Origin of the sequence: Telluria aromaticivorans, assembly GCF_013003915.1 — a bacterium.
GTDB classification, from domain to species: Bacteria; Pseudomonadota; Gammaproteobacteria; order Burkholderiales; family Burkholderiaceae_D; genus Telluria; species Telluria aromaticivorans.
On the sequence record NZ_JABAIV010000010.1, the window covers coordinates 1 to 26,768 of the forward strand.

Consider the following 26,768-nt stretch of genomic DNA (forward strand, 5'->3'; position numbering starts at 1 on the left):
ATCACGCAGGGCACCACGGCAGCGAAGAAAGCATCCGCTCAAAAGCGAGTGTGACTTTTGGAAAACGGACATTTTAACTTTGCTAAAAGCGGACATTTCTACTTTGCTGTTACAGGGTGGGCAAGTTCCTTGCCCACGCGTTCAACCAGCGGGTGCGTCATCGCGACGTGTAAAAGATCCGTAATGGGTAGCTCGGGGAGAGCAAACGTCGCCGCAGTGCAGATGTGATTTGAACGCGCGGGCGGGAAACCCGCCCACCCTACGAAATCGGCATCGTGGGCGAGATCCGCCCACCACCAGTTCAGTCCTCAGCCGCCTGCTCGGCCGGCCAATCCCGGATATACGCCTTCAGCATCCGATTCTCGAACTGCTGCGCCTCGAGCACCGCCTTGGCCACGTCGTAGAACGAGATCACGCCCAGCAAAGTACGGGCGTTCATCACCGGCAGGTAGCGCGCATGCTTTTCCAGCATGATGCGGCGCACCTCGTTGACTTCGGTATCCGGGGTGACGGTGATCGGGCTGTCGTCCATCACCTTGCGCACGGTGCCGGCGCCGATGGTGCCGCCCTGGGCGTGCAGCTCCTTGATCACTTCGCGGAAAGTCAGCATGCCGACCAGGTCGCCGAATTCCATGACGACCAGCGAACCGATGTCCTTTTCCGCCATCGTCGCGGCAGCCTGGACCAACGGCATATCGGGCGTGACGGTATAGAGGATTTCGCCTTTCACCTGCAGGATCTCGGATACTTTCATATTGGCCACCCCGTCCGGTTGGTTTGTAATGCCTGAAATATTTGTATTACGCATAACGCCGACTGTAGCCGATGCCCACCAAAAAATCCAGCATTGCACCAATTCAGGGCTGGCCAGGCGTTGCGCAAACATAAATCAATGCTACGATGCCGCCCATCACGATTGATGGATGAGTTCACCATGAGCGGTCCCCAGTATCCCGGCTTCGACACGCTGGCCCTGCACGCCGGCAGCACGCCCGACCCGGCCACCGGCGCGCGCGCCACGCCGATCCACTTTACTTCGTCGTTCGCGTTCCGCGATTCGGACCATGCGGCGGGGCTGTTCAACATGGAACGCGCCGGGCACGTGTACTCGCGCATCTCGAACCCGACCAATGCGGTGCTGGAAGAGCGCATCGCCGCGCTGGAAGGCGGCGTGGCCGGCATCGCCACCGCCAGCGGCCAGGCGGCGATGCACCTGGGCCTGGCGACCATTCTAGGGGCCGGCTCGCACATCGTGGCATCCAGGGCGCTGTACGGCGGCTCGCACAACCTGCTGCACTACACGCTGCGCCGTTTCGGCATCGAGACCACGTTCGTGGACCCGCGCGACCTCGACGCCTGGCGCGCCGCCATCCGCCCGACCACCAAGATCCTGTTCGGCGAGACGCTCGGCAATCCGGGCCTGGACGTGCTGGACATCCCGGCGATCGCCGCCCTCGCGCACGAGCATCACCTGCCGCTGATGGTCGACGCCACCTTCACGACACCGTACTTGCAGCGTCCGTTCGACCTCGGCGCCGACCTGCTGTTCCACTCGGCCACCAAATTCCTGTGCGGGCACGGCACCGCGATCGGCGGCCTGCTGGTCGACGGCGGCACCTTCGACTGGGATGCGGCGCACACAGCCAGCGGCCGCTTCCCGGAACTGTGCGAACCCTACGAGGGCTTCCACGGAATGGTCTTCGCCGAAGAATCCACCGTGGCCCCGTTTGCGCTGCGTGCGCGCCGCGAAGGCCTGCGCGACTTCGGCGCGGCGATGAGCCCGCACAATGCTTTCGCCATCCTGCAAGGCATCGAGACGCTCGGCCTGCGCATGGACCGGCACGTTGCCAATACCCGCCGCGTGGTCGAGTTTTTGCTGTCGCACCCGGCTGTGGATTCGGTGTCCTACCCCGAACTCGAATCGCATCCCGACCACGCGCTCGCCTCAAGGCTGCTGCCCAAAGGCTGCGGCGCCGTGTTCACCTTCAACCTGAAGGGCGACCGCGCCGCCGGCCGCCGTTTCGCCGACGGGCTGCAGGTGTTCTCGCACCTGGCCAATGTGGGCGACGCCAAATCCTTGGTAATCCACCCCGCCTCGACCACGCACTTCCGCGTCCCGGCCGAGCAGTTGGCCGCCTCCGGCATCACCAAAGGCACGATGCGCCTGTCGGTGGGCCTGGAAGATGCGAACGACCTGATCGACGACCTCAAGCGCGCACTGAAGCTGGCGCAGAAGGGAGCCTGAGATGCAAGTAGAGATCAATGGCGCCCCTGCCTACGCCTACACCGGCGGCAAGGCCTTCGATGCGGCCCTGACTACCGTCGTCTTCATCCACGGCGCCCAGAACGACCACTCGGTCTGGGCGCTGCAAAGCCGCTACCTGGCGCACCACGGCTATTCGGTGCTGGCGGTCGACCTGCCCGGCCACGGCCGCAGCGGCGGCCCGGCCTTGAGCAGTGTCGAAGCGATGGCCGACTGGCTCCTCGGCCTGCTGAAGGCCGCGGGCGTACAGCGCGCGATCCTGGCCGGCCACAGCATGGGTTCGCTGATCGCACTGGAAGCCGTCCACCGCGCGCCAGGCCTGGTGGTTGGGCTGGCCCTGCTCGGCTCTACCTACCCGATGGCAGTGTCAAGCGCCCTGCTGGCAACCTCGCGCAGCGACGAGCAGGCCGCGATCGACATGGTCAACATCTGGTCGCATTCGTCGATCGCGCACAAGCCGTCCTGCCCTGGGCCGGGCTTCTCGGTGATGGGCGGCGCGCGCCGCCTGATGCAGCGGATGTCAGCCCGTAATCCGGATCAACTGTTCTTTACCGATTTCTCGGCCTGCAACAGCTACGCCAACGGCGAAGCCGCCGCTGCCGCAGTACAGTGTCCGGTGCTGTTTGTGTTCGGAAAAAAAGACATGATGACGCCGCCACGTTCGACGAAACTGCTGACCGGCGCCCTCGCCCATGGCAAAATCGCCAGTGTGGACGCCGGCCACCAGATGATGTCCGAAGCGCCGGATGCGGTGCTCGACGCCCTGGCCGGGTTTGCCGCTTCGATCAAGTAAAGTCAACGAGGAGACGCCATGACGGCCCGGCATGCGAGCTTTGCGGAGTTTTATCCCTACTACCTCACCCAGCACGCCGACCGCCGCTGCCGCCGTGCCCACTTCATCGGCACCTCGTCGGCGATCGCCTCGATCGCCCAGTACATCGACAGCCTCAACCCGTGGTGGCTGCTGTTCGCCGTGGTCAGCGGCTACGGCGGCGCCTGGGTCGGGCATTTCTTCTACGAGAAGAACCGGCCTGCTTCCTTCTCGCAGCCCTGGCTGTCGTTTCGCGCCGACTGGGTGATGTACTGGCAGATGTTGACCGGCAAACTGAGCTGGTAAAGCCCCGCTTCAAGCGAATGCCGATCACTCAAGAGCCGCCACTCACCCGTAGGGTGGGCAGGTTTCCTGCCCGCGCAGTGATAGTTGTTCTTGGAAAGCCGCACCGCGTCCGTGCTAACGCTGGTTGAACGCGTGGGCAGAATCTGCCCACCCTACGGTTCTCACTAATTGGCTGGCATGAGGCTTCAAGCCCGCTCGCCGAAATGATCTGCCAGCGTCTGCTCCAGCCCCTGCTCCACCGCCCCTTCCACCTGGCGCGCCAGCGCCGCGGTGTCGAGCGCCAGGGGCGTGTCCGGCACCGCCAGCACCGGCTCGTTGCGGCTGACACCATCCGCGCCGGCCGCATCGAACACGAACAGGCGATACACGTCGGCCAGCCGGATCGTACCCGGGTCGACCAGCAGCACCCAGCTGTCGATGTTCGCGTGCCCGCCGATGCCCCAGCGCGAATGCCGGGGTAGTTCGTCCTGCACCCGCCCGACCCAGCCGGCATCCACCATCTTCTCGAGCAGCATCGTCATCTCGTCATAGCCGATGCGGGTATGGATACGGATCGCCGAACCCGGCACCAATGCCGTGCCGGTCGCCTGCGAGCTCCCGTGCAGCACCTTGAGCACCGCCATCGCATCCACAAAAGCGCTGCCCGGCACCGGCTGGTGCCACCAGCGCTCGTATTTCACGACCGGCAGCGCGGCCGCCAATACCGCACCGACCAGGGTGATCAGCCATGACACATAGATCCAGACCAGGAACAGCGGCAGCGCGGCAAGGGCGCCGTAGATCAGCGCATAAGTCGGGAACTGGCGGATGAAGAGCGCAAACAGGCGCTTGGCGATCTCGAAGGCGATCGCCGCCGCCAAGCCGCCCCAGAGCGCATCGCGCCAGGACACCCGGCGGTTCGGCACCGCCATGTACAGCAGCGTGTAGGCGCCGGTGGTCAGCGCGATCGACACCATCGTGTAGAACAGGGTGCCGAGCAGGGGCAGCGAGCGGGCCAGCCCGCCGGTGGCGGTGAACAGCTGCGTCGTGACACTCAGCGACAGGCCGAACAGGATCGGTCCCAGCGTGATCAGGGCCCAGTAGACCAGCACCCGCTGCGACCAGGGCCGCGGCCGGCGTACGCCCCAGACCTGGTTGAAGGCGCGCTCGATCATGCCCATCATGGTGGTCGTGGTCACCAGCAGCAGGATCGCGCCCAGGGCCGACAGGCCCTTGGCCTTGCTGGCGAATTGGGTCAGGTTGTAGCTGATGGTATTGGCGATCGCCTTCGGCATCAGGGTCTGGATGAACCAGGTGTCGAGCGCGCTGCGCAACTGGCCGAAGACCGGGAAAATCGTCAGGATCGCCAGCACGATGGTCAGCAGCGGCACCAGGGCCAGGGTCGTGGTGAAGGTCAGGCTGCCGGCCACTTGCGGCAATTTTTCTTCGCGCAGGCGGCGCCGTGCGAAGCGGACCAGGTCGCGCGCCTCGCCCAGGGTCAGCCAGCGGGCGCCGTCGACGGCATGGCCCAAACCCTGGTTGAACATGTCGGTGGTGGAGCGGGATAGCGAGTGCACGGTCTTGGATAGCATCTGGTCGGTAAGAAGCGATGGCGATTTCCCCTGGCGGGGGCATGTCATTTGAGCAAAGCGCCCTATAATACCAATGATGAAGCCGACCAACCTGACCATCCTCGTGTTGTACTACTCGCGCCACGGCGCCACCCGCAAACTTGCCGAACTGGTCGCCCAGGGCATCGAAAGCGTGCCCGGGGCCGAGGCGCGCCTGCGCACCGTGCCTGCCGTGTCCACCGTGGCCGAGGCGGTCGCACCGGATATCCCGGCGAATGGCGCCCCATACGTCGAGCTGGCCGACCTCCGTGAGTGCGCCGGTCTCGCGCTGGGTTCGCCTACCCGCTTCGGCAACATGGCATCCAGCGTCAAGTATTTCCTCGACGGCACCGCCGCCGACTGGATCAACGGCACGCTGTCGGGCAAGCCGGCCGTGGTGTTTACCTCCACCGGCAGCCTGCACGGCGGCCAGGAATCGACCCTGCTCACGATGATGATACCCTTGCTCCACCACGGCATGCTGGTAATGGGCCTGCCCTACTCGCACCCGGAACTGATGAACACAGCCAGCGGCGGCAGCCCCTACGGCGCCTCGCACTGGGCCGGCGCCGACGGCAAGAAGGTCCTCACCGAAGACGAGCGCGTGCTCGCGCTCGCGCTCGGGAAACGCCTGGCCACTGCCGCGGTCAAACTGCACGGGATGCAATGATGGATACCGCAAAAGTCTTTCACGTCGGGGCCATTGCCAGCCTGATCTGGCTGATCTGCTGGCTGGTGGCCTGGGAAGTGTTCGTCGCGCCGCTGCGCCCGGGCGGGTCGCTGCTCGCGCTCAAGGCCTTGCCGCTGCTGTTGCCGCTGCGCGGCGTGATCAAGCGCGACCTGTACACGCTGCAATGGTCGTCGATGGTCATCCTGATTTATTTCGCCGAAGGCGCGGTGCGGGCCTGGGCCGACACGCTTGAAGCCTCGCGCATGATGGCGCTGGGCGAAGTGGCGCTGGTGCTCGTGTATTTCGCCTGCGCGCTGCTGTTCCTGCGTCCGTACAAGAAAGAAGCCAAGCGCCTCGCGAAAGAATTGCTCGACAAGGTCAAAGTACCGCATGACTGATCCGCTGCTGGCCGCGCTGGAAGACATCGCCGGCGCAGCCCACCTGGTGGTGGACGCCGCCGCCATGGCGCCCTACCTGGCCGACTGGCGCGGCCGCTTCACCGGACGCGCCCGCGCCGTCGTGCTGCCCGCCGATACCGGTGAGGTGGCCCGCATTGTGTCTGCCTGCGCCGCAGCGCGCGTGCCGATCGTGCCGCAGGGCGGTCGTACCGGCCTGGTGCTGGGCAGCGTGCCCGATGCCAGCGGCACGGCCATCGTGCTCTCGCTGCGCCGCCTGAACCGCATCCGCCATATCGACCCGGCCAACCGGACCATGACGGTGGAGGCCGGCTGCATCCTGTACGACATCCAGCAGGCCGCACTCGAGGCGGGCATGCTGTTCCCGCTCTCGCTGGCAGCCGAAGGCAGTTGCACCATCGGCGGCAACTTGTCGACCAATGCCGGCGGCACCGCCGTCCTGCGCTACGGGAACACCCGCGAACTCTGCCTTGGCCTCGAAGTCGTCACGGCCCAGGGCCAGGTATGGGACGGCTTGCGCGGGTTGCGCAAGGACAATACCGGCTATGCGCTGCGCGAGCTCTTCATCGGGGCCGAAGGCACCCTGGGCGTGATCACCGCGGCCGTGCTCAAGCTCTACCCCGAGCCGAAGGCGGTCTTGAGCGCGCTGGTGGCGCTGGATTCGCCGCAGGCTGCCCTCGGCCTGCTGGCGCTCATGCAGGACCGCTGCGGCGCCGCGCTCACTGGATACGAGCTGATGTCTGATTTCTGCCTGCGCCTGGTCGCCGCCCAGTTCCCGGGCCTGCCGAAACCTTTCGCCGCCCACTACCCGCAATATGCGCTGGTCGAACTGTCGAGCACCGAATCCGAAGACCATGCCGCCGAGCTGATCGAATCCTCGATCGGGGCTGCGCTCGATGCCGGCATTGCGCTCGATGCCGTGCTGGCCACCTCCGGCGCGCAATCGCTCGGGCTGTGGCAGCTGCGCGAGCATATCCCGCTGGCCCAGGCGGCGGCCGGCAAGAACATCAAGCACGATATTTCGCTGCCGGTATCGAACATTCCCGCATTCATCGAACAGACCGGTGCGGCACTGCAGGCCGCCTTCCCAGGCTGTCAACTCGTGTGCTTCGGCCACTTGGGTGACGGTAATTTGCACTATAACCTTGCCCCGCCCGAGGGCCTTGGACACGACAGCTTCCTGGCCCACCAGGAGTCGGTCAACCGCATCGTGCACGACAGCGTCGCCGCCTTCGGCGGATCGATCTCGGCCGAGCACGGCGTCGGCGCGCTCAAGCGCGACGAACTGCCGCGCTACAAGAGCGCGGTCGAACTGGACATGATGCGTGCCGTCAAAGCCGCACTGGACCCGCTCGGCATTATGAACCCTGGCAAAATTCTGTGAGGGGGAAGTCATGCTGAAGCACATTTCCATGGGGGTAATCTGCCTACTGGCTGGCGCGGCCTCGGCAGCAACAATCTATAAATGCACCGAAGGCGGCAAGGTCAGCTACAACGACCGTCCCTGCGGCGCCACGGCCGTCGTGCTGGCCGCTCCCAGTGCGCCGGGCGACCCTGCCGCCACTGCCGAGGCAGTCGAGCGCATCGCGCGCGAGCGCGCCCTGCTGCAGGGCATCGAAAAGGAACGCGCAGCACGGGCGGAGCAGCAGGCAGGCGAGGCCGAACGCAGCCAGCGCGCCGCCGCGCTCGAGCGCCGCCGTTGCGACAAGCTGCGCCTGCAGCGCAAGTGGGCCGACGAAGACATCGCGCGTGCCGGCCGCGACGAAGCGGAACGCGCGCGCCTCAAGGCCAGGCGCCAGGGTGAAGCATTGGCGGTGGAATGCCCGGCCTGAACCTGCGCATCGATACGCTGTCGCGATGGCTGCTGTTCGGCGAATGGCGCGCCCATCCGGTGCGCGCGCTGCTGGCAGTGGCCGCCATCGCGGTCGGGGTGGCGATGGGCTTCGCCATCCACCTGATCAATGCCGCCGCCTTCAACGAATTTTCCGCCGCGGTCAAGAGCCTGTCGGGGCAGGCCGACGTGCAGGTGCTCGCGCGCGAGCCGCTGTTCGACGAAGCGGTGTATCCGCGCCTGGCGCAGCACCCGGATGTCGTGGTGGCCTCGCCCGTGCTCGAGCTGTCGGCCGGCATCGCAGGCGTTCCAGGCTCGCTGCGCATCGTCGGCATCGACCCTTTCCGCGCCGGTTTCATTTCTCCCGACCTGACCGGCGTTCCTGCCGAGGGCCGCATCACCGACGTGCTGGCCGACGACGGGATCTTCCTGTCGCCGGCCGCCGAAAGCTGGCTGGGCAAGCGGCGCGGCGCTACCCTGCTGCTGCGCGCCGGGACCGACAACGTGGCGCTGCGCGTGGCCGGCCCGGTACTGCGGGCGCGCGCCGGCCAGCGCATCGCGGTGATGGACATCGGCGCCGCGCAGTGGCGGCTCAAGCAGCTCGGGCGGCTCTCGCGCGTGGACCTGAAGCTGCGCGACGGCGTCGACCGCGCCGCTTTCCAGCGCGCGCTTGCCCTCGATCTGGAAACCGCCTACCCGGGCCGCTTCGTAGTACGCCAGCCCGGCGACAGCGATCAGGAAGATCGCAACGCCAACCTGAGCCGCGCCTACCGCGTCAACCTCACCGTGCTGGCGCTGGTGGCCCTGTTCACCGGCGCCTTCCTCGTGTTCTCGACCCAGGCCCTGTCGGTAATGCGGCGGCGCGGCCAGTTCGCGCTGCTGCGCGTGTTGGGATTGGCCCGCGGCCAATTGCTGCGCCAGGTGCTTCTGGAAGGCGCGAGCCTGGGCGTGCTCGGCGCCGCGCTCGGCATCGCGGCCGGCTATGGCCTCGCGGCGCTGGCGCTGCGTTTCTTTGGCGGCGACCTGGGCGCCGGCTATTTCCCCGGCATCCGGCCGCAGGTGCAGTTCACGCCGGTCGCGGCCGCCGTCTTCTTTGCGCTGGGACTGGGCGTCGCCCTGCTCGGCTGCCTGGCGCCGGCACTGGAGGCGGCGCGCGCCCGCCCCGCAGTGGCGATCAAGTCCGGCGCCGACGAGGCCGCGCTGTCGCGCCTGGGCCGCATCTGGCCGTCGATGGTGTGCCTGCTACTGGCGGCGGGGCTGGCCTTTGCGCCGCCGGTATTCGAGCTGCCGCTGTTCGGCTATCTCGCGATTGCCCTGCTGCTGGTCGGCGGGATCGGGCTGATGCCGAGATTAGCGGCGGAAGCCTTCCGGCGCATGGAAGCGACCGTGCTGCGCATGCGCCAGGCGCCGCCCGTCCTGTCCCTGACGCTGTCGCGGCTGGCCAATGCGCCCGGCCAGGCCTCGATCGCGCTGGGCGGCGTGCTGGCCAGTTTCAGCCTGATGGTGGCGATGGGGATCATGGTGTCGAGCTTCCGGGTCTCGGTGGACGACTGGATGGCCCATATCCTTCCGGCCGATTTGTACGTGCGCACCGCGAGCGGCGGTAATACCGGCTTCCTGACGCCGGGGCAGCAGGCTGCCCTGCGCGCCACGCCCGGTGTCGCCCAGGTCCAGTTCCTGCGCACCCGGCCGGTATCGCTGGCGCCCGACCGTCCCAATGTGATCGTGATAGCGCGCGACATCGATGCGGCTGATCCGGGGCGCCTGCTGGCCATGGTCGGCGCGTCCGCCCCGGCGCCGCCGGGCGCGCGGCCGGCATGGGTGTCGGAAGCCATGCTCGATTTGTACGGCGCGCGGGTCGGCCAGACCCTGGATTTGCCCCTGGGCGGCGGCAAGGCCCCATTTTTTGTTGCCGGCGTCTGGCGCGACTATGCCAACCAGGCCGGCTCCGTCGTGATCCGGCTGGCGGATTACCGCGCCCTGACCGGCGAAGCCGAGGTTACCGACGCCGCCCTGTATGCGGCCCGCGGCGGCAGCGTCGAGCAGCTGGAACAATCGGTGCGCGCCCTGCCCTTCGGCGCCGCCCTGCAGACCATGTCGGCCGGCGACATCCGCGCCATGAGCCTGAAGATCTTCGACCGCAGCTTCGCCGTCACCTATTTGCTGGAGGCGATCGCGATCGCGATCGGCCTGTCCGGCGTGGCCGCCAGCTTCTCGGCGCAGACGCTGGCGCGCTCGAAGGAGTTCGGGATGCTGCGCCATGTCGGCGTGACGCGCGGGCAGGTATTGCAAATACTGGCTTTCGAAGGCGGCTTGCTCACCCTGCTGGGCGTGGCCTGCGGTTTCGTATTGGGGCTGGTCATCAGCCTCATCCTGGTTTATGTTGTGAATCCGCAGTCCTTCCACTGGACCATGCAGCTGCACCTGCCCTGGACCCTGCTCGGCAGCGTGGCGGCGGTGCTGGTGGCGGCGTCGGTGGCGACGGCGCTGGTGTCGGGACGCTATGCGCTGTCGGGTGGTCCGGTACGCGCGGTCAGGGAGGATTGGTAATGCGCGCTGCGCTGTTGGGATTGTTGCTGTTAATCTGCCAGTGGTGCCATGCGGAGCCGCCCCAGTTCGCGGCCGTCACGCCGGGCGCCAAGCTCTCGTTCCCGCGCGACTATGGCGCCCATCCCGAATTCCGCACCGAGTGGTGGTATGCCACCGGCTGGGTCGAGACGCCCGACGGCAAGCCGCTCGGCTTCCAGGTCACCTTCTTCCGCAGCCGCACCGAACACGACCCGAAGAACCCCAGCGCCTTCGCGCCACGCCAGCTGGTGATCGGCCACGCCGCCCTGTCCGACCCCGAACTGGGCCGGCTGGTGCACGACCAGCGCAGCGCGCGCGAAGGCTTCGGCCTGGCTTGGGCGCGCACCGGCAACACCGACCTGAAGCTGGACGACTGGCGCATGGTCAGGGAAAGCTCGGGCAGCTACCGGGTCACCATCCGCTCCAGCGAACTGACGCTGGAACTGCGCCTGCAGCCAACCCAGCCGGTGCTGGTGCAGGGCGAAGGCGGCTATTCGCGCAAGGGCGCCAGCCCGCAGCACGCCAGCCATTACTACAGCGAGCCGCAACTGAAGGTCAGTGGCAGCGTGGGCCGTACCGGCACCGCGCCGGTGGCCGTCACGGGCAGCGCCTGGCTCGACCACGAATGGTCGAGCGAAGCGCTGCAGCCCGGCGCCCAGGGCTGGGACTGGGTTGGCGCCAACCTCGACGGCGGCGGCGCGCTGATGGCTTTCCAGATTCGCAAGGAGGGAGGTGGTAAACTATGGGCGCACGCTACCCATCGCGATGCCGCGGGCAAGATCACCCGCTACGCGCCCGACCAGGTAGTTTTTACGCCGGTCGCGCACTGGACTTCCCCGCGCACCAAGGCCGTGTACCCGGTGTCCATGGATGTGGCCACCGGCGCACTGCGCTGGCAGCTCCGTCCCCTGCAGCAGGACCAGGAACTGGATTCGCGCCGCTCGACCGGCGCGGTCTACTGGGAAGGGGCAGTCACGGTGACCCGCGACGGCAAGCGCCTGGGGCGCGGCTACCTGGAAATGACGGGCTATGTACGCCCGATGAAGCTTTAGACGAACGCAGACCCGAACAAGAACGCGCAAGCAGACGATGACCTCACGCTCCAACGGCAGCACCGGCAGCACCGGAAATATTGATACCGACACCTCCCGCAAAGGCAGCCTGCCGGCCCTCAAGGGCCTGCTTCCCTTCCTGCGGCCCTACCGCCGCCAGTTCGCACTGGCCGGCATCGCGCTGCTGTTCGCGGCCGGCGCCACGCTGGCGATTCCCGCCGCCTTCAAGCGCATGATCGACATGGGCTTCGGAGCCGGTTCCGCGGTCACCAGCATCGAGCACGTCGACGCCACCTTCCTGGCGCTGTTCGGCGTGGCCGCGGTGCTGGCGATTGCCACCGCCGCGCGCTTCTACATGGTGTCCTGGCTGGGCGAGCGGGTGACCGCCGACGTGCGCGCCGCCGTCTACCGCCACGTGGTGCACCAGAGCCCCGAGTTCTTCGAGACCACCCGCACCGGCGAAGTACTGTCGCGCCTGACCACCGACACCACCCTCATCCAGAGCGTGGTCGGCACCAGCATTTCGCTGGCGCTCCGGAATACCCTGCTGTTCATCGGCGGCCTGGTGATGCTGTTCGTGACCAGCCCCAAGCTCACCGCCATCATCCTTGGCATGCTGGTGCTGGTGGTGCTGCCGATCGTGCTGTACGGCCGCCGCGTGCGCAAGCTCTCGCGCGACTCGCAGGACCGCATTGCCGATGCCTCGGCCATGGCCGGCGAGATCCTCAATGCGATGCCGACCGTCCAGTCCTTCACCCACGAAGAGATCGAGGCCGGGCGCTTCCAGGGTTCGGTCGACAGCGCCTTTCAGACCGCGATCCGCCGCATCCGCGCGCGCGCCACCCTGACCATGCTGGCCATCTTGCTGGTGTTCGGGTCGATCGTATTCGTGCTCTGGCTCGGCGCCCATGCAGTGCTCGAAGGGACCACGACCGGCGGCGAGCTGGGACAGTTCATCCTGTATGCGGCGATTGTGGCCGGCTCGGTCGGCGCGCTGTCGGAAGTGATGGGCGAAGCCCAGCGCGCCGCCGGCGCCACCGAGCGCCTCATGGAATTGCTGGCGGCCCGCTCCGACATCCAGGACCCGGCGCAGCCGCTGCAGCTGCCTCCCCGCACCGAAAACGGCGCGCGCGTGACCCTGGACGACGTCAGCTTCAGCTATCCGTCGCGCCTGCAGAGCGCCGCGCTGTCGCACCTGAAACTCGACATCCGCGCCGGTGAAACCGTCGCTCTGGTCGGTCCTTCGGGCGCCGGCAAGACCACCCTGTTCCAGCTGCTGCTGCGCTTCTACGATCCGCAATCGGGCGCCGTGCGGCTGGACGGCGTTGACATCCGCGACCTGAGCCTGCACACCCTGCGCGACGCGATCGGCATCGTCCCGCAAGACACCATCATCTTTTCCAGCAGCGCGCTGGAAAACATCCGCTACGGCCGTCCCGATGCAAGCGACGAAGAAGTGATCGCCGTGGCGAAGATGGCCGCGGCCCACGAATTCATCGAGCGCCTGCCGGAAGGCTATGCCTCCTTCCTGGGGGAGCGCGGCGTGCGCCTGTCCGGTGGCCAGCGCCAGCGCATCGCAATTGCGCGCGCCCTCCTGAAAAATCCGCCGCTGCTGCTGCTGGACGAAGCCACCAGCGCCCTGGATGCCGAATCCGAACGCCTGGTGCAGCGCGCGCTGGAAGCGGCCATGATCGGCCGGACCACCATCATCATCGCGCACCGCCTGGCGACCGTGCAGCGGGCCGACCGCATCGTCGTGCTGGATGACGGCCGGGTAGTCGAATCGGGCACCCACGCCTCGCTGGTGGCGCACGGCGGCGTGTACGCCAACCTGGCGGCACTGCAGTTCCAGCCGGCCGCGCCGGCCGAACAGCTGGGGTAAGGCATGCACTACGTATAAACCCGTAGACGGGGTAGTAAGAACATACTATTACCGTCGAGCCTGTGGCAAATCTGTTGCTCATTAACCCGCAGTAACGGGGTTTTATTCTCTTTTTGTTGCGGCGTGGAAAGTTTATTCGGTATGATATCCAGTGTTAACACTCTGGAGTCCTGCATGTCCGCCACCTATCATCCCGCCAACTGGAACGTCGGCACCCGGATTAGCGCCATCACTTTCGCGCTGATGGGCATCATTGTCGCCGCGCTGATCGCAGCGATTACGATCTCGACATCGCGGATGCTGGAAGAGCGCGCCGCCCAGAGCGTATCGAACGAATTGCACAGTGTCGCCAACACGGTGGAACTGTTCAACAAGACCGTCAGCACTTCGGCAAAGAGTTTTGGCCGCATCTTCAAGGGCACCCTGCCCGGCGCCTTCGAGCTCGACGCCGCCACCACGGTGGACATCGGCGGCAAGGCCACGCCGACGCTCAAGCTCGACGGCAAGGCCCTGAACCTCGATTTCGCGCCCCCCGATAATTTCACGGCGCAAACCGGCGGCAACGCCACCATCTTCGCCGCCGACGGCGAAGACTTCGTACGCGTGACTACCTCGGTGAAGAAGGAAAACGGCGAGCGCGCCGTCGGCACCAGCCTTGACCGCAAGAGCCCGGCCTACGCCGCGCTGCGCGCAGGCCAGACCTATGTCGGCCTGGTCACCCTGTTCGGCAAGCAGTACATCACCCAATACGAGCCGGCGCGCGACGCAGCGGGCAAGGTGGTGGCGGTGCTCTACGTGGGCGTCGACATCAGCGAAGACCTGAAGGTGCTGAAGGATCGCATCCGCGCGATCAAGGTCGGCGACACCGGCTACTTCTACGTACTCAACGCGGCGCCGGGCAAGGCCTACGGCGACCTCCTCGTCCACCCGGCCAAGGAAGGCGCGAATATCCTGGACAGCAAGGATGCCGACGGCCGCCTGTACATCAAGGAAATTCTCGAGAAGAAGGAAGGCAACATCAGCTACGACTGGCAGAATCCTGGCGAGGCTTCGGCGCGCCAGAAATTCGTCGCCTATACCCACGTCAAGGACTGGAACTGGGTCATCGCCGGCGGCACCTACCGCGACGAGATCACCGCTGCGGCCACCCAGCTGCGCAACCGCTTCATCGGCTTCGGCCTGCTCGCGCTCGGCGTGCTGGCCGCGATCCTGTACGCGGTCGTGCGCAGCAGCGTCTCGCGACCGCTGGCCGAGGTGCGCGATGTCGCCCGTCGCATCGCCGAAGGCGACCTGACCGCACGCATGGCCGGCACCCGCCGCGACGAGATCGGCCTGCTGACCGAGTCGATCAATTCGGTCGGCGCAAGCCTGTCGACCGTGGTCGGCAAGGTGCGCGACGGCGCCGAGCAGATCGCCAGCGCCTCCGGGCAGATCTCGGCCGGCAACCTGGACCTGTGCCAGCGTACCGAGCAGCAGGCCATCAACCTGGCCGGCACCGCATCGTCGATGGACGAGCTGACCGTGACCGTGCGCCAGAACGCCGACAACGCGCGCCAGGCCAACCAGCTGGCCATGAGCGCATCGACCGTGGCCCAGAAAGGCGGCAGCACGGTGGCCCAGGTGATCGAGCGCATGGACGCGATCAACCAGTCCTCGCGCAAGATTTCGGAGATCACCAGCGTCATCGACGGCATCGCCTTCCAGACCAATATCCTGGCGCTGAACGCCGCGGTGGAAGCCGCGCGCGCCGGCGAACAGGGACGCGGCTTCGCCGTGGTTGCCAGCGAAGTGCGCAACCTGGCCCAGCGCAGCGCCGCCGCGGCCAAGGAAATCAAGGCCCTGATCGATACCTCCAATGTCGAAGTGGTGGCCGGCAGCAAGCTGGTGGCCGAAGCCGGCGTGACGATGAACGAGGTGCTCGACAGCGTCGCGCGCGTCACCGACATCATGTCGGAGATTACCGCGGCGAGCCAGGAGCAGACCAGCGGCATCGAGCACGTCAACCGCTCGGTCAATGCGATGGACGAAGCGACCCAGCAGAACGCCGCCCTGGTCGAGGAAGCCAGCGCCGCCGCCCAGGCGATGCAGGACCAGGCCGCCGAACTGGCGCGTTCAGTACGCCTGTTCCGCATCGGCGACGAAGCCCCGGATGCGGTGGCACCCGTGCGCCGTCCGGCACTGACCCACGGCTGATCCCCGCCGGCTTCCCTCCTTCCGGCGCTGCGCGCTTCGGTGTAGAGTGGCAGGCTCCCTTGATGTGCCCCGGAGCCTGCCTTGACCGACGCCGAACTGCAACGCCGCTGCCACACCATCTTCCCCGGCCACCGCGCCCGCCCTCCCGCCGAACTGTTCGCGGCGATGGCGGCTTGGTGCGAACTTAACGCCGTCGAGCACGACGTCTATGGCGCCGGCAGCCTGCTGCAGGATTTCGAAGCGAAGCTTGCGCGCCTGCTCGGCTTCGAGGCCGCGGTGTTCTGCATCAGCGGCACCATGGCGCAAGTCACCGCGCTGCGCCTGGCCTGCCAGGACCGCGGCCGCGAGCTGGTGGCCCTGCACCCGACCTCGCACATCTTCGTGCACGAACGTTCCAACTACCAGCTGCTCGGCCATTTCAAGGCGCTGCAGGCGGGCGACCGCCACCGCCCGTGGCTTGTGGCCGACCTGGCCGCGATCCCGGACCGCCTGGGCGCCGTCGGCCTTGAGCTGCCACTGCGCGAGATCGGCGGCCAGCTGTCATCCTGGGACGAGCTCGAAGCGATCAAGGCGCACTGCCAGGCGCGCGGCGCCCACCTGCACATGGATGGGGCGCGCCTGTGGGAAGCGGCTTGCGGCTACGGCAAGCCCTTGAACGAGGTCGCGGCAGGCTTCGATTCCGCCTATGTCTCGCTGTACAAGGGCATTGGCGGACTGGGCGGCGCGATGCTGGTGGGTTCGCGCGAGTTCGTGGACCGCGCGGCCGAGTGGTTCCGGCGCCAGGGCGGCAACGTCATCCATCGCTCGCCCTACGTAGTGGCAGCGGCGATGCAATTCGAAGAGCGGCTGGCGGCAATGCCCGACTACCTGCGCCGCACGCATTTTCTCTGCGAGGCGCTTGCCGCGCATCCCATCATCCGCGTGAATCCGGCTGCGCCGCAGACGAACATGCTGCACCTGCATCTTCCGGTATCGACCGAGCGTGCGCTGGCGATCCGGCGCGAGCTGGCCGAAGCGCATGGCATCTGGATGTTCAACCGCATTGCCGGCGCCGCGCTGCCAGGGACGAGTTCCTTCGAGCTGTACGTGGGCGATAACCTGCTCACTGCATCGGACGTGCAGGTGCGCGCGGCGCTGGCCCGCTTTGCCCAGGCCTTGGCGGACTGAATATTTCCCTCCTGCGAGGCCGGAATTATCGGGCGCGCTACGTTACAATATCGCACTGCACCCATTAGCTACCGCAATGCGCCAATACCTCGAATTCATGCGCCATGTGAAAGAACATGGCGCCGTCAAGACCGACCGCACCGGCACCGGCACCCTGTCGGTGTTCGGCCACCAGATGCGTTTCGACCTGGCTGCCGGCTTCCCGCTGCTGACCACCAAGAAGGTCCACCTCAAGTCGATCATCCATGAACTGATCTGGTTCCTGCAGGGCTCGACCAATATCGCCTACCTGAAGGAAAACGGCGTCAGCATCTGGGACGAATGGGCCGACGCGGACGGCAACCTGGGACCGGTCTACGGCTACCAGTGGCGCAGCTGGCCGGCGCCCAATGGCGGGCATATCGACCAGATCTCGCAGGTGCTGGACCAGGTCCGCACTACGCCGGACTCGCGCCGCATGATCGTATCAAGCTGGAACGTCGCGGACGTGCCGTCCATGAAGCTGCCGCCCTGCCACGCGCTGTTCCAGTTCTATGTGGCCGACGGCAAGCTGTCCTGCCAGCTTTACCAGCGCAGCGCCGACATCTTCCTGGGCGTGCCCTTCAACATCGCCTCGTACGCAATACTCACCCACATGATGGCCCAGCAGGCCGGCCTCGAAGTGGGCGAATTCATCTGGACCGGCGGCGACTGCCACCTGTACAGCAACCACCTCGAGCAGGTCGATTTGCAGCTCTCGCGCACGCCCAAGGAGTTGCCGCGCCTGGTCATCAAGCGCCAGCCGGACTCGCTGTTCGATTACCGCTTCGAGGATTTCGAGGTGGTCGGCTACGACCCGGATCCGGCCATCAAGGCGCCGGTAGCCGTATGAACCCGGTACCGCACCTGACCCTGGTGGTGGCGATCGATGCCCAACGCGGCATCGGCGTCGACAACCAGCTGCCCTGGCACCTGCCGGAAGACCTGGCCCATTTCAAGCGGGTCACGCTGGGCAAGCCGATCGTCATGGGACGCAAGACCTTCGATTCGATCGGCCGTCCGCTGCCGAAGCGCCGCAACATCGTGATCACCCGCAACGGGGGCTGGTCGCACGAGGGCGTCGAAGCGGCGGGCTCGCTGCAGGCCGCAATCGACCTGCTGGGGGGCGAGCCGGCCAGCATCATCGGCGGCGCCCAGGTGTTTACCGAAGCGATGGCAGTGGCCGACGCCATGATCGTCACCGAGATCGGCCACAGCTTCCGCTGCGATACCTTCTTCCCGCCGATCGATCCGGCCGTGTGGCAGGAAACCGCGCGCGAGACCCATTTTTCCGAAGACGCGGGCTACGGCTACGATTTCGTGACTTATCAACGCAAGGAGCAGCGCTAAATGACGGAACAGGCAATTCGTACCCCGGGTATGCGCGGCGGCGACGGTTTCGCGGGCAAGGTGGCGGTCCTGATCGCGATCCTGGCCACCCTGGGCACGATGTTCGGCTTCATCGGCAGCGCTTCGCACAATAACGCGGCCCTGTACAAGAGCAACGCCGCCATCGAAAAGACCAGCGCCGCCAACGCCTGGGCCCATTACCAGGCCAAGTCCAGCCGCCAGAACCTGGCCGAACTCGCGTCCAACCTGCCGGGCCTGAACCAGGCCCATTACCGCGACGAGATCCGCCGCTATGGCGTCGAGAAGGACGGCATCCGCAAGGAAGCCGAGGCCTTCGAGGCGGGGTCGGCGAAATGGAACGAGCTGTCCGAAGAGGAGCTGCACCGCCACCGCCAGTGGGCTGCGGCCTCGGTCGCCCAGCAGATCGCGATTTCGCTGGCCGCCATCACCCTGCTCTCGCGCCGCACCTGGCTGCTGACGCTCACCTGCGCGGTCGCCGCCTTCGGCATCACGCTGGCCATCTTCGCCGTGATCAAGGCCGACCCGATGCCGTTTTCCGCGGTGCCGCTGCTGGCCGCGCTGGGCGCTGCAGCCCTTACCGAGGTGTTCCGGCGGCTCGGACGGAAGCTCACAAGCTGATCACCGGCCCATAAGCCGCTGGAGTGCGCCAGCATTCGGCCGCACCCGTTAGTCTTCGGACTAGCTTGTGAAACAAGATTGTAAAAATAATCGCACCGGCGCCCGCGATTTCTGCGAAAATCCGTTTCCTCTTTTTCCCGGTGCCGTGGCCGGCGCACTAGCCCAACAGGCCTGGCGCTTCCACGGCGCTTCGCTTTGGAGCTGTCCATGAAATTTCGTTTCCCCATCATCATCATCGACGAGGACTTCCGTTCCGAGAACACCTCGGGCCTCGGCATCCGCGCCCTCGCAGCCGCGATGGAGCAGGAAGGCATGGAAGTGCTTGGCCTGACCAGCTACGGCGACCTGTCCCAGTTCGCCCAGCAGCAGTCGCGCGCCTCCGCCTTCGTGCTGTCGATCGACGACGAGGAATTCGGCAGCGGCTCCATCGAGGAGACCGATACCGCGCTGACCCGCCTGCGCGCGTTTGTGAAAGAAATCCGCCACAAGAACTCGGACATCCCGATCTATATCTACGGCGAGACGCGCACCAGCCGCCACATCCCGAACGACGTCCTGAAGGAGCTGCACGGCTTCATCCACATGTTCGAGGACACCCCGGAATTCGTCGCGCGCCACATCATCCGCGAAGCCAAGTCCTACCTGGACAGCCTGGCGCCGCCCTTCTTCCGGGCGCTGGTGAACTACGCCTACGACGGCTCCTACTCGTGGCACTGCCCGGGCCACTCGGGCGGCGTCGCCTTCCTGAAGTCGCCGGTCGGCCAGATGTTCCACCAGTTCTTCGGCGAGAACATGCTGCGCGCCGACGTCTGCAACGCAGTGGAAGAACTCGGCCAGCTGCTGGACCATACCGGGCCGGTCGCCAAGTCCGAGCGCAATGCCGCGCGCATCTATGGCGCCGACCACTGCTATTTCGTCACCAACGGCACCTCGACCTCGAACAAGATGGTCTGGCACAGCACGGTCGCGCCAGGCGACATTGTGGTGGTCGACCGTAACTGCCACAAGTCGATCCTGCACTCGATCATCATGTGCGGCGCGATTCCCGTGTTCCTGATGCCGACCCGGAACAACCTCGGCATCATCGGCCCGATCCCGCTCGAAGAGTTCACCGCCGAATCGATCGCCCGCAAGATCGAGGCCAATCCGTTCGCGCGCGAAGCCGTCAACAAGAAGCCGCGCATCCTGACCATTACCCAGTCGACCTACGACGGCGTGGTGTACAACGTCGAGACCCTGCGCGAGATGTTGGACGGGAAGATCGACACCCTGCACTTCGACGAAGCCTGGCTGCCGCACGCCACCTTCCACAGCTTCTACAAGAACATGCACGCGATCGGCGCCGACCGCCCGCGCGCCAAGGAGTCGATGATCTTCTCGACCCAGTCGACGCACAAGCTTCTCGCAGGTTTGTCGCAGGCCTCGCAGGTGCTGGTGCGCGAATCGCAGAGCGTCAAGCTCGACCAGGATGCCTTCAACGAGGCCTACCTGATGCACACCTCGACCTCGCCGCAGTACTCGATCATCGCTTCCTGCGACGTCGCCGCGGCGATGATGGAAGCGCCGGGAGGCACCGCGCTGGTGGAAGAATCGATCCTGGAAGCGCTCGACTTCCGCCGCGCCATGAAGAAGGTCGACGCCGAATTCGGCGACGACTGGTGGTTCAAGGTCTGGGGCCCGGACGTGCTGTCGGAAGAAGGCATCGGCGAGCAGAAGGACTGGATGATCCATGCCGACGACGACTGGCACGGCTTCGGCCCGCTGGCCGAAGGCTTCAACATGCTCGACCCGATCAAGGCGACCATCGTCACCCCGGGCCTGTCGCTGGACGGGAAGTTCGGCGAGACCGGCATCCCGGCTTCGATCGTGACCAAATACCTGGCCGAACACGGCGTGATCATCGAGAAGTGCGGCCTGTACTCGTTCTTCATCATGTTCACCATTGGTATTACCAAGGGCCGCTGGAACACCCTGGTGACGGCGCTGCAGCAATTCAAGGACGACTACGACCGCAACCAGCCGATGTGGCGCGTGATGCCGCAATTCGCCGCGGCCAACCCGCGCTACGAAACCCGAGGCCTGCGCGACCTGTGCACCGAGATCCACCTGATCTACAAGCAGCACGACGTGGCGCGCCTGACCACCGTGATGTATACCTCGGACATGGTGCCGGCCATGAAGCCGTCGGATGCGTTTGCCAAGATGGCGCACCGCCAGATCGAGCGCGTGGCGATCGACGACCTCGAAGGACGCATCACCGCGATCCTGCTGACGCCTTACCCGCCAGGCATCCCGCTGCTGATCCCCGGCGAACGCTTCAACCGCACCATCGTCGATTACCTGCGCTTCGCACGCGACTTCAACGAGCGCTTCCCGGGCTTCGAAACCGACGTGCACGGGCTGGTCAAGCGCGAGGTGGACGGCAAGCGGGGGTATTTCGTGGACTGCGTGATGCAGGACGAAGTGTAAGAAAAACGAAAGGGGCTTCGGCCCCTTTTCTGTGCTTGCCCTTAACCCGTAGGGTGGGCAGGGTAATTTCGGGCAATGCTCGGAATTACGCCCACGCGGTGATAGGTTGCGTAAGAAGACCGCACCGCGTCCGTGCTACCGCTGGTTGAACGCGTGGGCAGAAATCTGCCCACCCTACGGGTCCCGGGCATCGGCCAATATCCGGCCTCGATGGGCTTCTAGTGTATTCGCCGCAGCGCTAGCGGCGTTTGAGTTCCACCGGCGCCGCAGGCGCCGGCAGCGGCGCCACGGGCACACGCAGCTCGGCGCGGGCCTGCACAATCACACTGCGCGCCGCCGACAGTCCCAGCAGCCCCATCACGGTCGCCACCAGCAAATCCGGCACCCCACTCCCCGTCTGGAACACGCCGAGCGCTGCCACCAGCACCGCCACGTTGCCGATTGCATCGTTGCGGGTGCACAGCCACACCGAGCGCATGTTGGCGTCGCCATTCCGGTAAGCGTAGAGCAGCACGCCGACCAGGCAGTTGGCGGCCAGTGCTGCAGATCCGATGATACCCATGGTGTGCGCTTGCGGCACGGTGCCGCTTTGCAGGTGCCAGAAGGCGCTGCCGAGCACGAAGATGCCGTAGCCGCCCATGGTCGCGCCCTTGAGCAGCGCGGTGCGCGAGCGCCACACCGGCGCCAGGGCCAGCACGAACAGCGAGATGCCGTAGTTGGCGGCGTCGCCTAAAAAATCGACCGCATCGGCCAGCAGCGCGACCGAACCGGCCGCCCAGCCACCGACGATTTCGACGCCGAACATGAGCGCATTGACCCACAGCGCAATCCAGAGGATGCGCCGGTAGCGCGGATCGACGGGCGGCTTGCCGGTAGAACAGCCGCCGCTGCAGCAGTCGGACATCGCAGGCATCCATCATGAAGAGCCCGCCGGTATGATTCAATTCCGGCGGGGTGGCACGAAAATATGTATCAGGTCTTGGGCAGCGTGACGCCGTGCTGGCCCTGGTATTTTCCGCCGCGGTCCTTGTACGAGGTTTCGCAGACTTCGTCGGATTCGAAGAACAGCACCTGGGCGCAGCCCTCGCCCGCATAGATCTTGGCCGGCAGCGGGGTGGTGTTCGAGAACTCGAGCGTCACATAGCCTTCCCATTCCGGTTCGAACGGGGTGACGTTGACGATGATGCCGCAGCGCGCATAGGTCGACTTGCCGAGGCAGACAGTCAACACGTTGCGCGGGATGCGGAAGTATTCGATGGTGCGGGCCAGCGCGAACGAGTTCGGCGGGATGATGCAGACATCGCTCTTCACGTCGACGAAGGAATTCGAATCGAAGTTCTTCGGGTCGACGATGGTGCTGTTGATGTTGGTGAAGATCTTGAATTCGTCGGCGCAGCGGATATCGTAGCCGTACGAAGAGGTGCCGAAGGAGATGACCTTGCGGCCGTCGAGCTCGCGCACCTGCTGCGGCTCGAACGGTTCGATCATTCCGGTTGATTCCGCCATGCGGCGGATCCATTTGTCGCTTTTGATAGCCATTGTCGAAATTCCAAGAGATCAATTCCGCGATTTTACGCTAATTGATTGCCCCAAGCACAGGGGGATTGACGGCCTGCGGCGACGAAGATAACAGGCGCCCGATCATCTCATGGGTCAGGCGCGCCGTGGTTTCCGGTTTCTCGAGCGGATACAGGTGGCCGCCCTCGATCATCACCAGCCGGTCGCCGACCAGCCTGCGCGTGGCGTCGAGCCCGGCCTGGCGCAGTTCTTCCGAGGTGGTGCCGGCGATGAAACCGATCGGCAGAGGATACGGCTCGCGGATGATCGCGCCCATGTGGTGCGGCAGCGTGTTGTAGATGAGGGTTTCCACCGCGCGGTCGAAGCGCAGCTGCACGCCTTCCGGGTGCGGGACCAGGCCGTGGTCGAGATAGTCGTCGAGCGCGCCCGGCGCCCAGGCCTGGAACATCGGCTTCGAGATGAAATGCTGGTAGGCCGCGGCGCGATCCGGCCAGGTAGTGCGGCGGCGCTCGGAAAACTTTGCCGGCGAAAAGCTCGAACCCATGCCGCGGCTTTTCACCAGGCGCCACAGGAAGGCGCGCCAGCCGGCCACCACCGGCGAATCGAGCATCACGACGCAGCGCGCCAGCTCCGGGCGCTCCTTGGCCGCCATCATGCTGAGCATGCCGCCGAGCGAATGGCCGACCAGGATCGGCGGCTGCTCGTAGCCCTCCAGGTGATGGATCAGTTCATCCACCAGCCCATGCCAGCCATCGCCCACCGGGAAGCGCGGATCGTGGCCATACATGTCGTGGGCGCGCACCTCGTAGTGCGTGCCGAGGGCCTGGAACAGCCGGTTGTAGGTGCCGGCGGGATAGCTGTTCCCGTGGGAGAAATGCAGCAGTGGTTTGCTCATGGACGGGCTGGCTTCATTGACAACGGATTTCCATTGTAATGAAAGAACCCCCATTCAGAACTTTGTTTAGAGGGAAACACCTATTGCCGCCGGTGGAGCGGGTCCACATTCCATGTCAGATTATGCCGGACGAATGTTTCTCTAGAGCATCACCGTGCTACCATTCGGCTCGGCTTATTTAACCAGGCACCAAGATGGCAACTGCGGCACTCAAGAGGACCGGAACCCGGATCGACGAAATCCTCACCGGCGACAGCGGCGACGACGAACTGATCGGCGCGGGTGGCGCGGACATCCTGTCCGGCCTGGACGGCAACGACACGATCGACAGCGGCCTGATGTTCGATGCGGCGAGCGGCACCTGGGTCAAGGACGACAAGGGCGACACGCTCGACGGCGGCAAGGGCAACGACAACCTGTCGGGCGCCACTGGGGACGACATCCTGCTGGGCGGCGACGGCGATGACGAGCTGTACGGCGGCGGCGGCAAGGACCGCCTGGTGGGCGGGGCCGGCAACGACACCCTGCAAAACGGCCCGCCCTGGAACCCGCTCACCGACGAATTCGAAACCGACCTGTTCGGCGACCTGCTCGACGGCGGCGACGGCAACGACACGCTCTACGGGGACGCCGCCGGCGACACCCTGCTGGGCGGCGCCGGGGACGACGAGCTGTACGGCGACGGCGGCGACGACCTGCTCGACGGCGGCAGCGGCGCCAACATCCTGGCCGGCGGCGAAGGCGACGATACCTATGTCGTGCGCAGCGTGCTGGACACCATCTGGGACGAAGGCGGCAACGACAAGGGCACCATCCATGCCGACTGGTTCCTGCCGATCGGCAGTGTCGAGAGCTGGACCTGGGCCCCGGGCGTGAAGCAGGTGCCGAACTGGATCGCCGCGCTGGCGGTCGAGCCGCCGGGAACGCGCGTCAGCGGCGAGACCAGGATCATCGACTATCACTTCGCCCAGACTCCGGCGAAGTACTTCAGCGAGGAAGACAAGGCCGGCTTCGAGCCGTTCAACGCGGCCCAGCGCGTGTTTGCGCGCACGGTCTTCGATTACGTGAGCACCGTCCTGAACGTGCAGTTCCGCGAGTCGGCCGAACTCGATGGCGAAGGCGTGCTGGTCATGGCCAACAACCTGCAGCCCGATTCCTCGGGCTACGCGAGCAGCCGCCACCTGATGCTCGACACCGAGACCCGGGACAACCTGGCGCCGTCCGCCTTCAATGCGGGCGCCCAGATCCTGCTGCACGAGCTGGGCCACGTGCTCGGGCTCAAGCATCCGTTCGGCCACGAAGATGCCGACGGCGATATCGGAGACGGTCCTTTCCTGAGCAGTGCCGAGGATGACGGCGTCCACACCCTGATGTCGTACAACACCGACGACCTCGATTACCAGCTGGCCTACAGCCCGCTCGACCTGGCGGCGCTGCAGTACATGTACGGCCCCGCCCAGCAGGTCGCCGCCGGCGACACCACCTGGGTGCTGGACGCGCAGCGCGCCAACATCATTGGCGACGGCAGCGGGCGCGACACGCTCGACGCCAGCGCGTTTGCCGGCGGCGCCACGGTCGACCTGCGTCCGGGCTACTGGGGCTATCTTGGCCAGCAGGCCGACTCGATCGTGAAGGCGGGCCAGGTCACGGTCAACTTCGGCACCGTGATCGAAAACCTGCGCGGCGGCGCCGGCAACGACAGCCTGAGCGGCAACGAGGCCGACAACCGCATCGAAGGCGGCGCCGGCAACGATACGCTGTCGGGCGGCGCCGGCAGCGACGTCCTCGATGGCGGCCAGGGACGCGACCTCGCCACCTATGCGGGCAGGTTCGCGGACTACGCGGTCAAGGTGGGCAAGGTGGGCAGCACGGTCACCAGCAAGGGCCAGCCGCTCGAGGCCGACACCCTGGCCGGCATCGAAGGCCTGAAGTTCGACGACACCATGGTGAGCCTCGAGATCGACGGCGTCGCCGGCCAGGCCTACCGGCTCTACCAGGCGGCCTTCAACCGCACGCCGGACCTCGATGGACTTGGCTACTGGATCGGCCGCATGGAATTGGGCGCCGGCCTGGGCGAGGTAGCCGCCGCCTTCATCGGGTCGCAGGAATTCATCGGCATGTACGGCACGGCGCCGGCCAACGGCGACTTCCTGAACAAGGTCTACCAGAACATCCTGCACCGCGCGCCCGACCAGGCCGGTTTCGACTACTGGCTGGGCGTCATGAACGCGGGGCTGAGCGCCACCGACGTGCTGGCGCAGTTCAGCGAGAGCGGCGAGAACATCGCCGCCCTGGCCGGCGTGCTCGAAGGCGGGATCGCCTACGCGCCGTACGGCTGAAGCGGCGCCGGCCGGCTCCGTTAAACGTCGTAATCCCATGTAAATCCGGGTAAATCTTCCTTTAACACAACAGCCTGATTCCGCGGTTTTGCTATCCTGCTTCCATGAACCATGTGCTGCTGATTGACGACGACGTCGAACTCGTCGGGATGTTTGCTGAATACCTCGAGCAGGAGGGGTTCCGCGTCGCCTGCGTCCACAACGGCGACGACGGCGCGCGCGCGGCGCTGGGCGGCGAGTATGCGATCGCCATCCTCGACGTGATGATGCCCGGCACGAACGGCATCGAGGCGCTGCGGCGGATCCGCGCGGGCAGCCGCATCCCGGTGCTGATGCTGACCGCGCGCGGCGACGACGCCGACCGTATCCTCGGCCTCGAACTGGGCGCCGACGACTATGTCGCCAAGCCCTGCACCCCGCGCGAACTCACCGCCCGCGTACGCGCCATCCTGCGCCGCACCCAGGCCACGCAGGGCGACGGGCCGGGCGCGCTCATTACGGTCGGCAAACTCGCGATGTACCCGGAACAGCGCCGCGTGACCTGGGACGGCGTGCCGGTCGAACTGACCAGTACCGAATTCAACCTGCTGGAAGTGCTGGCGCGCCAGGCCGGCCGCCCGGTCAGCAAGAACGAACTGTCGGAACAGGGCCTCGGCCGGCCGCTGGCGCGTTTCGACCGCAATATCGACGTCCACCTGAGCAGCCTGCGCCACAAGCTGGGGCCCCTCCCGGACGGCCGCTCCTGCCTGCAGACGATCTACCGCCAGGGCTACCAGCTGATCCGGGAATAGC

General features: G+C 66.1%; 23 protein-coding genes. 18 read left to right on the forward strand and 5 right to left on the reverse strand.

From position 1 onward, the window contains the following. Positions 1–301: 301 nt before the first annotated feature. Positions 302–754, reverse strand: coding sequence for a CBS domain-containing protein (locus tag HGB41_RS20770; protein WP_171088070.1), 453 nt, complete (start codon positions 752–754; stop codon positions 302–304). A 180-nt stretch (positions 755–934) separates the two neighbouring features. Between HGB41_RS20770 and HGB41_RS20775 the strand changes: the two genes are divergently transcribed. Genes HGB41_RS20775 through HGB41_RS20785 form a run of 3 tightly spaced genes read left to right on the forward strand, consistent with a single transcriptional unit; the run spans position 935 to position 3,380 of the window. Next, complete coding sequence (locus HGB41_RS20775; RefSeq protein WP_171088073.1) at positions 935–2,245, forward strand: O-acetylhomoserine aminocarboxypropyltransferase; 1,311 nt, start codon at positions 935–937, stop codon at positions 2,243–2,245. Between the two features lies 1 nt (position 2,246). After that, positions 2,247–3,056, forward strand: coding sequence for an alpha/beta fold hydrolase (locus HGB41_RS20780; RefSeq protein WP_171088074.1), 810 nt, complete (start codon positions 2,247–2,249; stop codon positions 3,054–3,056). 18 nt (positions 3,057–3,074) lie between these two features. Further along, entirely contained in the window at positions 3,075–3,380 is a 306-nt protein-coding gene (locus HGB41_RS20785; RefSeq protein WP_171088076.1) for an Mpo1-like protein, read from the forward strand. A gap of 185 nt (positions 3,381–3,565) precedes the next feature. Here HGB41_RS20785 and HGB41_RS20790 read toward each other — a convergent pair whose 3' ends face one another. After that, entirely contained in the window at positions 3,566–4,906 is a 1,341-nt protein-coding gene (locus HGB41_RS20790; RefSeq protein ID WP_171088313.1) for a YihY family inner membrane protein, read from the reverse strand. 121 nt (positions 4,907–5,027) lie between these two features. Here HGB41_RS20790 and wrbA point away from each other — a divergent pair, with 121 nt between their 5' ends. From wrbA to HGB41_RS20855, 13 genes are all read left to right on the forward strand, one after another. Beyond that, entirely contained in the window at positions 5,028–5,639 is a 612-nt protein-coding gene (gene wrbA / locus HGB41_RS20795; RefSeq protein WP_171088314.1) for an NAD(P)H:quinone oxidoreductase, read from the forward strand. Then, positions 5,636–6,037 (forward strand): DUF2069 domain-containing protein, encoded by a 402-nt coding sequence (locus tag HGB41_RS20800; RefSeq protein ID WP_171088079.1) that lies wholly within the window; start codon positions 5,636–5,638, stop codon positions 6,035–6,037. The genes wrbA and HGB41_RS20800 overlap by 4 nt, the downstream gene beginning before the upstream one ends. Then, positions 6,030–7,439, forward strand: a complete 1,410-nt coding sequence (locus tag HGB41_RS20805; RefSeq protein ID WP_171088082.1) for an FAD-binding oxidoreductase — start codon at positions 6,030–6,032, stop codon at positions 7,437–7,439. Before HGB41_RS20800 ends, HGB41_RS20805 begins: the two co-directional genes overlap by 8 nt. 10 nt (positions 7,440–7,449) lie before the next feature. Continuing rightward, complete coding sequence (locus tag HGB41_RS20810; protein WP_171088084.1) at positions 7,450–7,887, forward strand: DUF4124 domain-containing protein; 438 nt, start codon at positions 7,450–7,452, stop codon at positions 7,885–7,887. After that, positions 7,875–10,436: an FtsX-like permease family protein gene (locus HGB41_RS20815; protein ID WP_171088086.1), complete on the forward strand. Its 2,562-nt coding sequence runs from the start codon at positions 7,875–7,877 to the stop codon at positions 10,434–10,436. The genes HGB41_RS20810 and HGB41_RS20815 overlap by 13 nt, the downstream gene beginning before the upstream one ends. Further along, positions 10,436–11,506, forward strand: coding sequence for a lipocalin-like domain-containing protein (locus HGB41_RS20820; protein WP_171088088.1), 1,071 nt, complete (start codon positions 10,436–10,438; stop codon positions 11,504–11,506). Before HGB41_RS20815 ends, HGB41_RS20820 begins: the two co-directional genes overlap by 1 nt. A 37-nt stretch (positions 11,507–11,543) precedes the next feature. Next, entirely contained in the window at positions 11,544–13,388 is a 1,845-nt protein-coding gene (locus HGB41_RS20825) for an ABC transporter transmembrane domain-containing protein (protein WP_171088095.1), read from the forward strand. 174 nt (positions 13,389–13,562) lie between these two features. After that, the gene (locus HGB41_RS20830) at positions 13,563–15,581 is read left to right on the forward strand and encodes a methyl-accepting chemotaxis protein (protein WP_171088099.1); all 2,019 of its coding nucleotides are present in this window, start codon (positions 13,563–13,565) and stop codon (positions 15,579–15,581) included. Positions 15,582–15,662: 81 nt separating this feature from the next. Beyond that, positions 15,663–16,748, forward strand: a complete 1,086-nt coding sequence (locus tag HGB41_RS20835; protein WP_171088100.1) for a threonine aldolase family protein — start codon at positions 15,663–15,665, stop codon at positions 16,746–16,748. A gap of 76 nt (positions 16,749–16,824) precedes the next feature. Beyond that, positions 16,825–17,619: a thymidylate synthase gene (locus HGB41_RS20840; RefSeq protein ID WP_171088101.1), complete on the forward strand. Its 795-nt coding sequence runs from the start codon at positions 16,825–16,827 to the stop codon at positions 17,617–17,619. After that, complete coding sequence (locus HGB41_RS20845) at positions 17,616–18,116, forward strand: dihydrofolate reductase (RefSeq protein ID WP_171088103.1); 501 nt, start codon at positions 17,616–17,618, stop codon at positions 18,114–18,116. The genes HGB41_RS20840 and HGB41_RS20845 overlap by 4 nt, the downstream gene beginning before the upstream one ends. Continuing rightward, positions 18,117–18,755 carry a DUF4337 domain-containing protein gene (locus HGB41_RS20850; protein ID WP_171088105.1) on the forward strand — a complete coding sequence of 213 codons (639 nt, stop codon included), beginning with the start codon at positions 18,117–18,119 and terminating at the stop codon, positions 18,753–18,755. 207 nt (positions 18,756–18,962) lie between these two features. Beyond that, a complete protein-coding gene (locus HGB41_RS20855) occupies positions 18,963–21,224 on the forward strand; it encodes an arginine/lysine/ornithine decarboxylase (RefSeq protein WP_171088107.1) in 2,262 nt (753 codons plus the stop codon). Positions 21,225–21,462: 238 nt separating this feature from the next. Here HGB41_RS20855 and HGB41_RS20860 read toward each other — a convergent pair whose 3' ends face one another. The 3 genes from HGB41_RS20860 to HGB41_RS20870 form a co-directional block, all read right to left on the reverse strand. Next, positions 21,463–22,128, reverse strand: a complete 666-nt coding sequence (locus tag HGB41_RS20860; protein WP_171088108.1) for a cation efflux transmembrane domain-containing protein — start codon at positions 22,126–22,128, stop codon at positions 21,463–21,465. 68 nt (positions 22,129–22,196) lie between these two features. After that, positions 22,197–22,763 (reverse strand): dCTP deaminase, encoded by a 567-nt coding sequence (gene dcd, locus HGB41_RS20865; RefSeq protein ID WP_171088110.1) that lies wholly within the window; start codon positions 22,761–22,763, stop codon positions 22,197–22,199. Between the two features lie 37 nt (positions 22,764–22,800). Continuing rightward, positions 22,801–23,637 carry an alpha/beta fold hydrolase gene (locus HGB41_RS20870; protein WP_171088112.1) on the reverse strand — a complete coding sequence of 279 codons (837 nt, stop codon included), beginning with the start codon at positions 23,635–23,637 and terminating at the stop codon, positions 22,801–22,803. A 194-nt stretch (positions 23,638–23,831) separates the two neighbouring features. On the opposite strand from HGB41_RS20870, the gene HGB41_RS23880 reads away from it, so the two are divergent. Together HGB41_RS23880 and HGB41_RS20880 are read left to right on the forward strand one after the other, a co-directional pair. Next, positions 23,832–25,976 (forward strand): DUF4214 domain-containing protein, encoded by a 2,145-nt coding sequence (locus tag HGB41_RS23880; protein WP_171088114.1) that lies wholly within the window; start codon positions 23,832–23,834, stop codon positions 25,974–25,976. A 104-nt stretch (positions 25,977–26,080) separates the two neighbouring features. Next, on the forward strand, positions 26,081–26,767 hold the full coding sequence (locus HGB41_RS20880) for a response regulator transcription factor (protein ID WP_171088116.1): 687 nt from the start codon (positions 26,081–26,083) through the stop codon (positions 26,765–26,767). Position 26,768: the final 1 nt, after the last annotated feature.

What these genes read in the sequence shown, in the direction of transcription:
- HGB41_RS20870 (WP_171088112.1), bottom strand. Translation starts at nt 23,637, where the DNA reads ATGAGCAAACCACTGCTGCATTTCTCCCACGGGAACAGCTATCCCGCC.
- HGB41_RS20840 (WP_171088101.1), top strand. Translation starts at nt 16,825, where the DNA reads ATGCGCCAATACCTCGAATTCATGCGCCATGTGAAAGAACATGGCGCC.
- HGB41_RS20825 (WP_171088095.1), top strand. Translation starts at nt 11,544, where the DNA reads ATGACCTCACGCTCCAACGGCAGCACCGGCAGCACCGGAAATATTGAT.
- HGB41_RS20850 (WP_171088105.1), top strand. Translation starts at nt 18,117, where the DNA reads ATGACGGAACAGGCAATTCGTACCCCGGGTATGCGCGGCGGCGACGGT.
- HGB41_RS20860 (WP_171088108.1), bottom strand. Translation starts at nt 22,128, where the DNA reads ATGTCCGACTGCTGCAGCGGCGGCTGTTCTACCGGCAAGCCGCCCGTC.
- HGB41_RS20820 (WP_171088088.1), top strand. Translation starts at nt 10,436, where the DNA reads ATGCGCGCTGCGCTGTTGGGATTGTTGCTGTTAATCTGCCAGTGGTGC.
- HGB41_RS20785 (WP_171088076.1), top strand. Translation starts at nt 3,075, where the DNA reads ATGACGGCCCGGCATGCGAGCTTTGCGGAGTTTTATCCCTACTACCTC.
- HGB41_RS20810 (WP_171088084.1), top strand. Translation starts at nt 7,450, where the DNA reads ATGCTGAAGCACATTTCCATGGGGGTAATCTGCCTACTGGCTGGCGCG.
- HGB41_RS20815 (WP_171088086.1), top strand. Translation starts at nt 7,875, where the DNA reads ATGCCCGGCCTGAACCTGCGCATCGATACGCTGTCGCGATGGCTGCTG.
- HGB41_RS20800 (WP_171088079.1), top strand. Translation starts at nt 5,636, where the DNA reads ATGATGGATACCGCAAAAGTCTTTCACGTCGGGGCCATTGCCAGCCTG.
- HGB41_RS20880 (WP_171088116.1), top strand. Translation starts at nt 26,081, where the DNA reads ATGAACCATGTGCTGCTGATTGACGACGACGTCGAACTCGTCGGGATG.
- HGB41_RS20845 (WP_171088103.1), top strand. Translation starts at nt 17,616, where the DNA reads ATGAACCCGGTACCGCACCTGACCCTGGTGGTGGCGATCGATGCCCAA.
- HGB41_RS23880 (WP_171088114.1), top strand. Translation starts at nt 23,832, where the DNA reads ATGGCAACTGCGGCACTCAAGAGGACCGGAACCCGGATCGACGAAATC.
- wrbA (WP_171088314.1), top strand. Translation starts at nt 5,028, where the DNA reads ATGAAGCCGACCAACCTGACCATCCTCGTGTTGTACTACTCGCGCCAC.
- HGB41_RS20805 (WP_171088082.1), top strand. Translation starts at nt 6,030, where the DNA reads ATGACTGATCCGCTGCTGGCCGCGCTGGAAGACATCGCCGGCGCAGCC.
- HGB41_RS20830 (WP_171088099.1), top strand. Translation starts at nt 13,563, where the DNA reads ATGTCCGCCACCTATCATCCCGCCAACTGGAACGTCGGCACCCGGATT.
- HGB41_RS20780 (WP_171088074.1), top strand. Translation starts at nt 2,247, where the DNA reads ATGCAAGTAGAGATCAATGGCGCCCCTGCCTACGCCTACACCGGCGGC.
- HGB41_RS20855 (WP_171088107.1), top strand. Translation starts at nt 18,963, where the DNA reads ATGAAATTTCGTTTCCCCATCATCATCATCGACGAGGACTTCCGTTCC.
- dcd (WP_171088110.1), bottom strand. Translation starts at nt 22,763, where the DNA reads ATGGCTATCAAAAGCGACAAATGGATCCGCCGCATGGCGGAATCAACC.
- HGB41_RS20790 (WP_171088313.1), bottom strand. Translation starts at nt 4,906, where the DNA reads ATGTTCAACCAGGGTTTGGGCCATGCCGTCGACGGCGCCCGCTGGCTG.
- HGB41_RS20770 (WP_171088070.1), bottom strand. Translation starts at nt 754, where the DNA reads ATGAAAGTATCCGAGATCCTGCAGGTGAAAGGCGAAATCCTCTATACC.
- HGB41_RS20775 (WP_171088073.1), top strand. Translation starts at nt 935, where the DNA reads ATGAGCGGTCCCCAGTATCCCGGCTTCGACACGCTGGCCCTGCACGCC.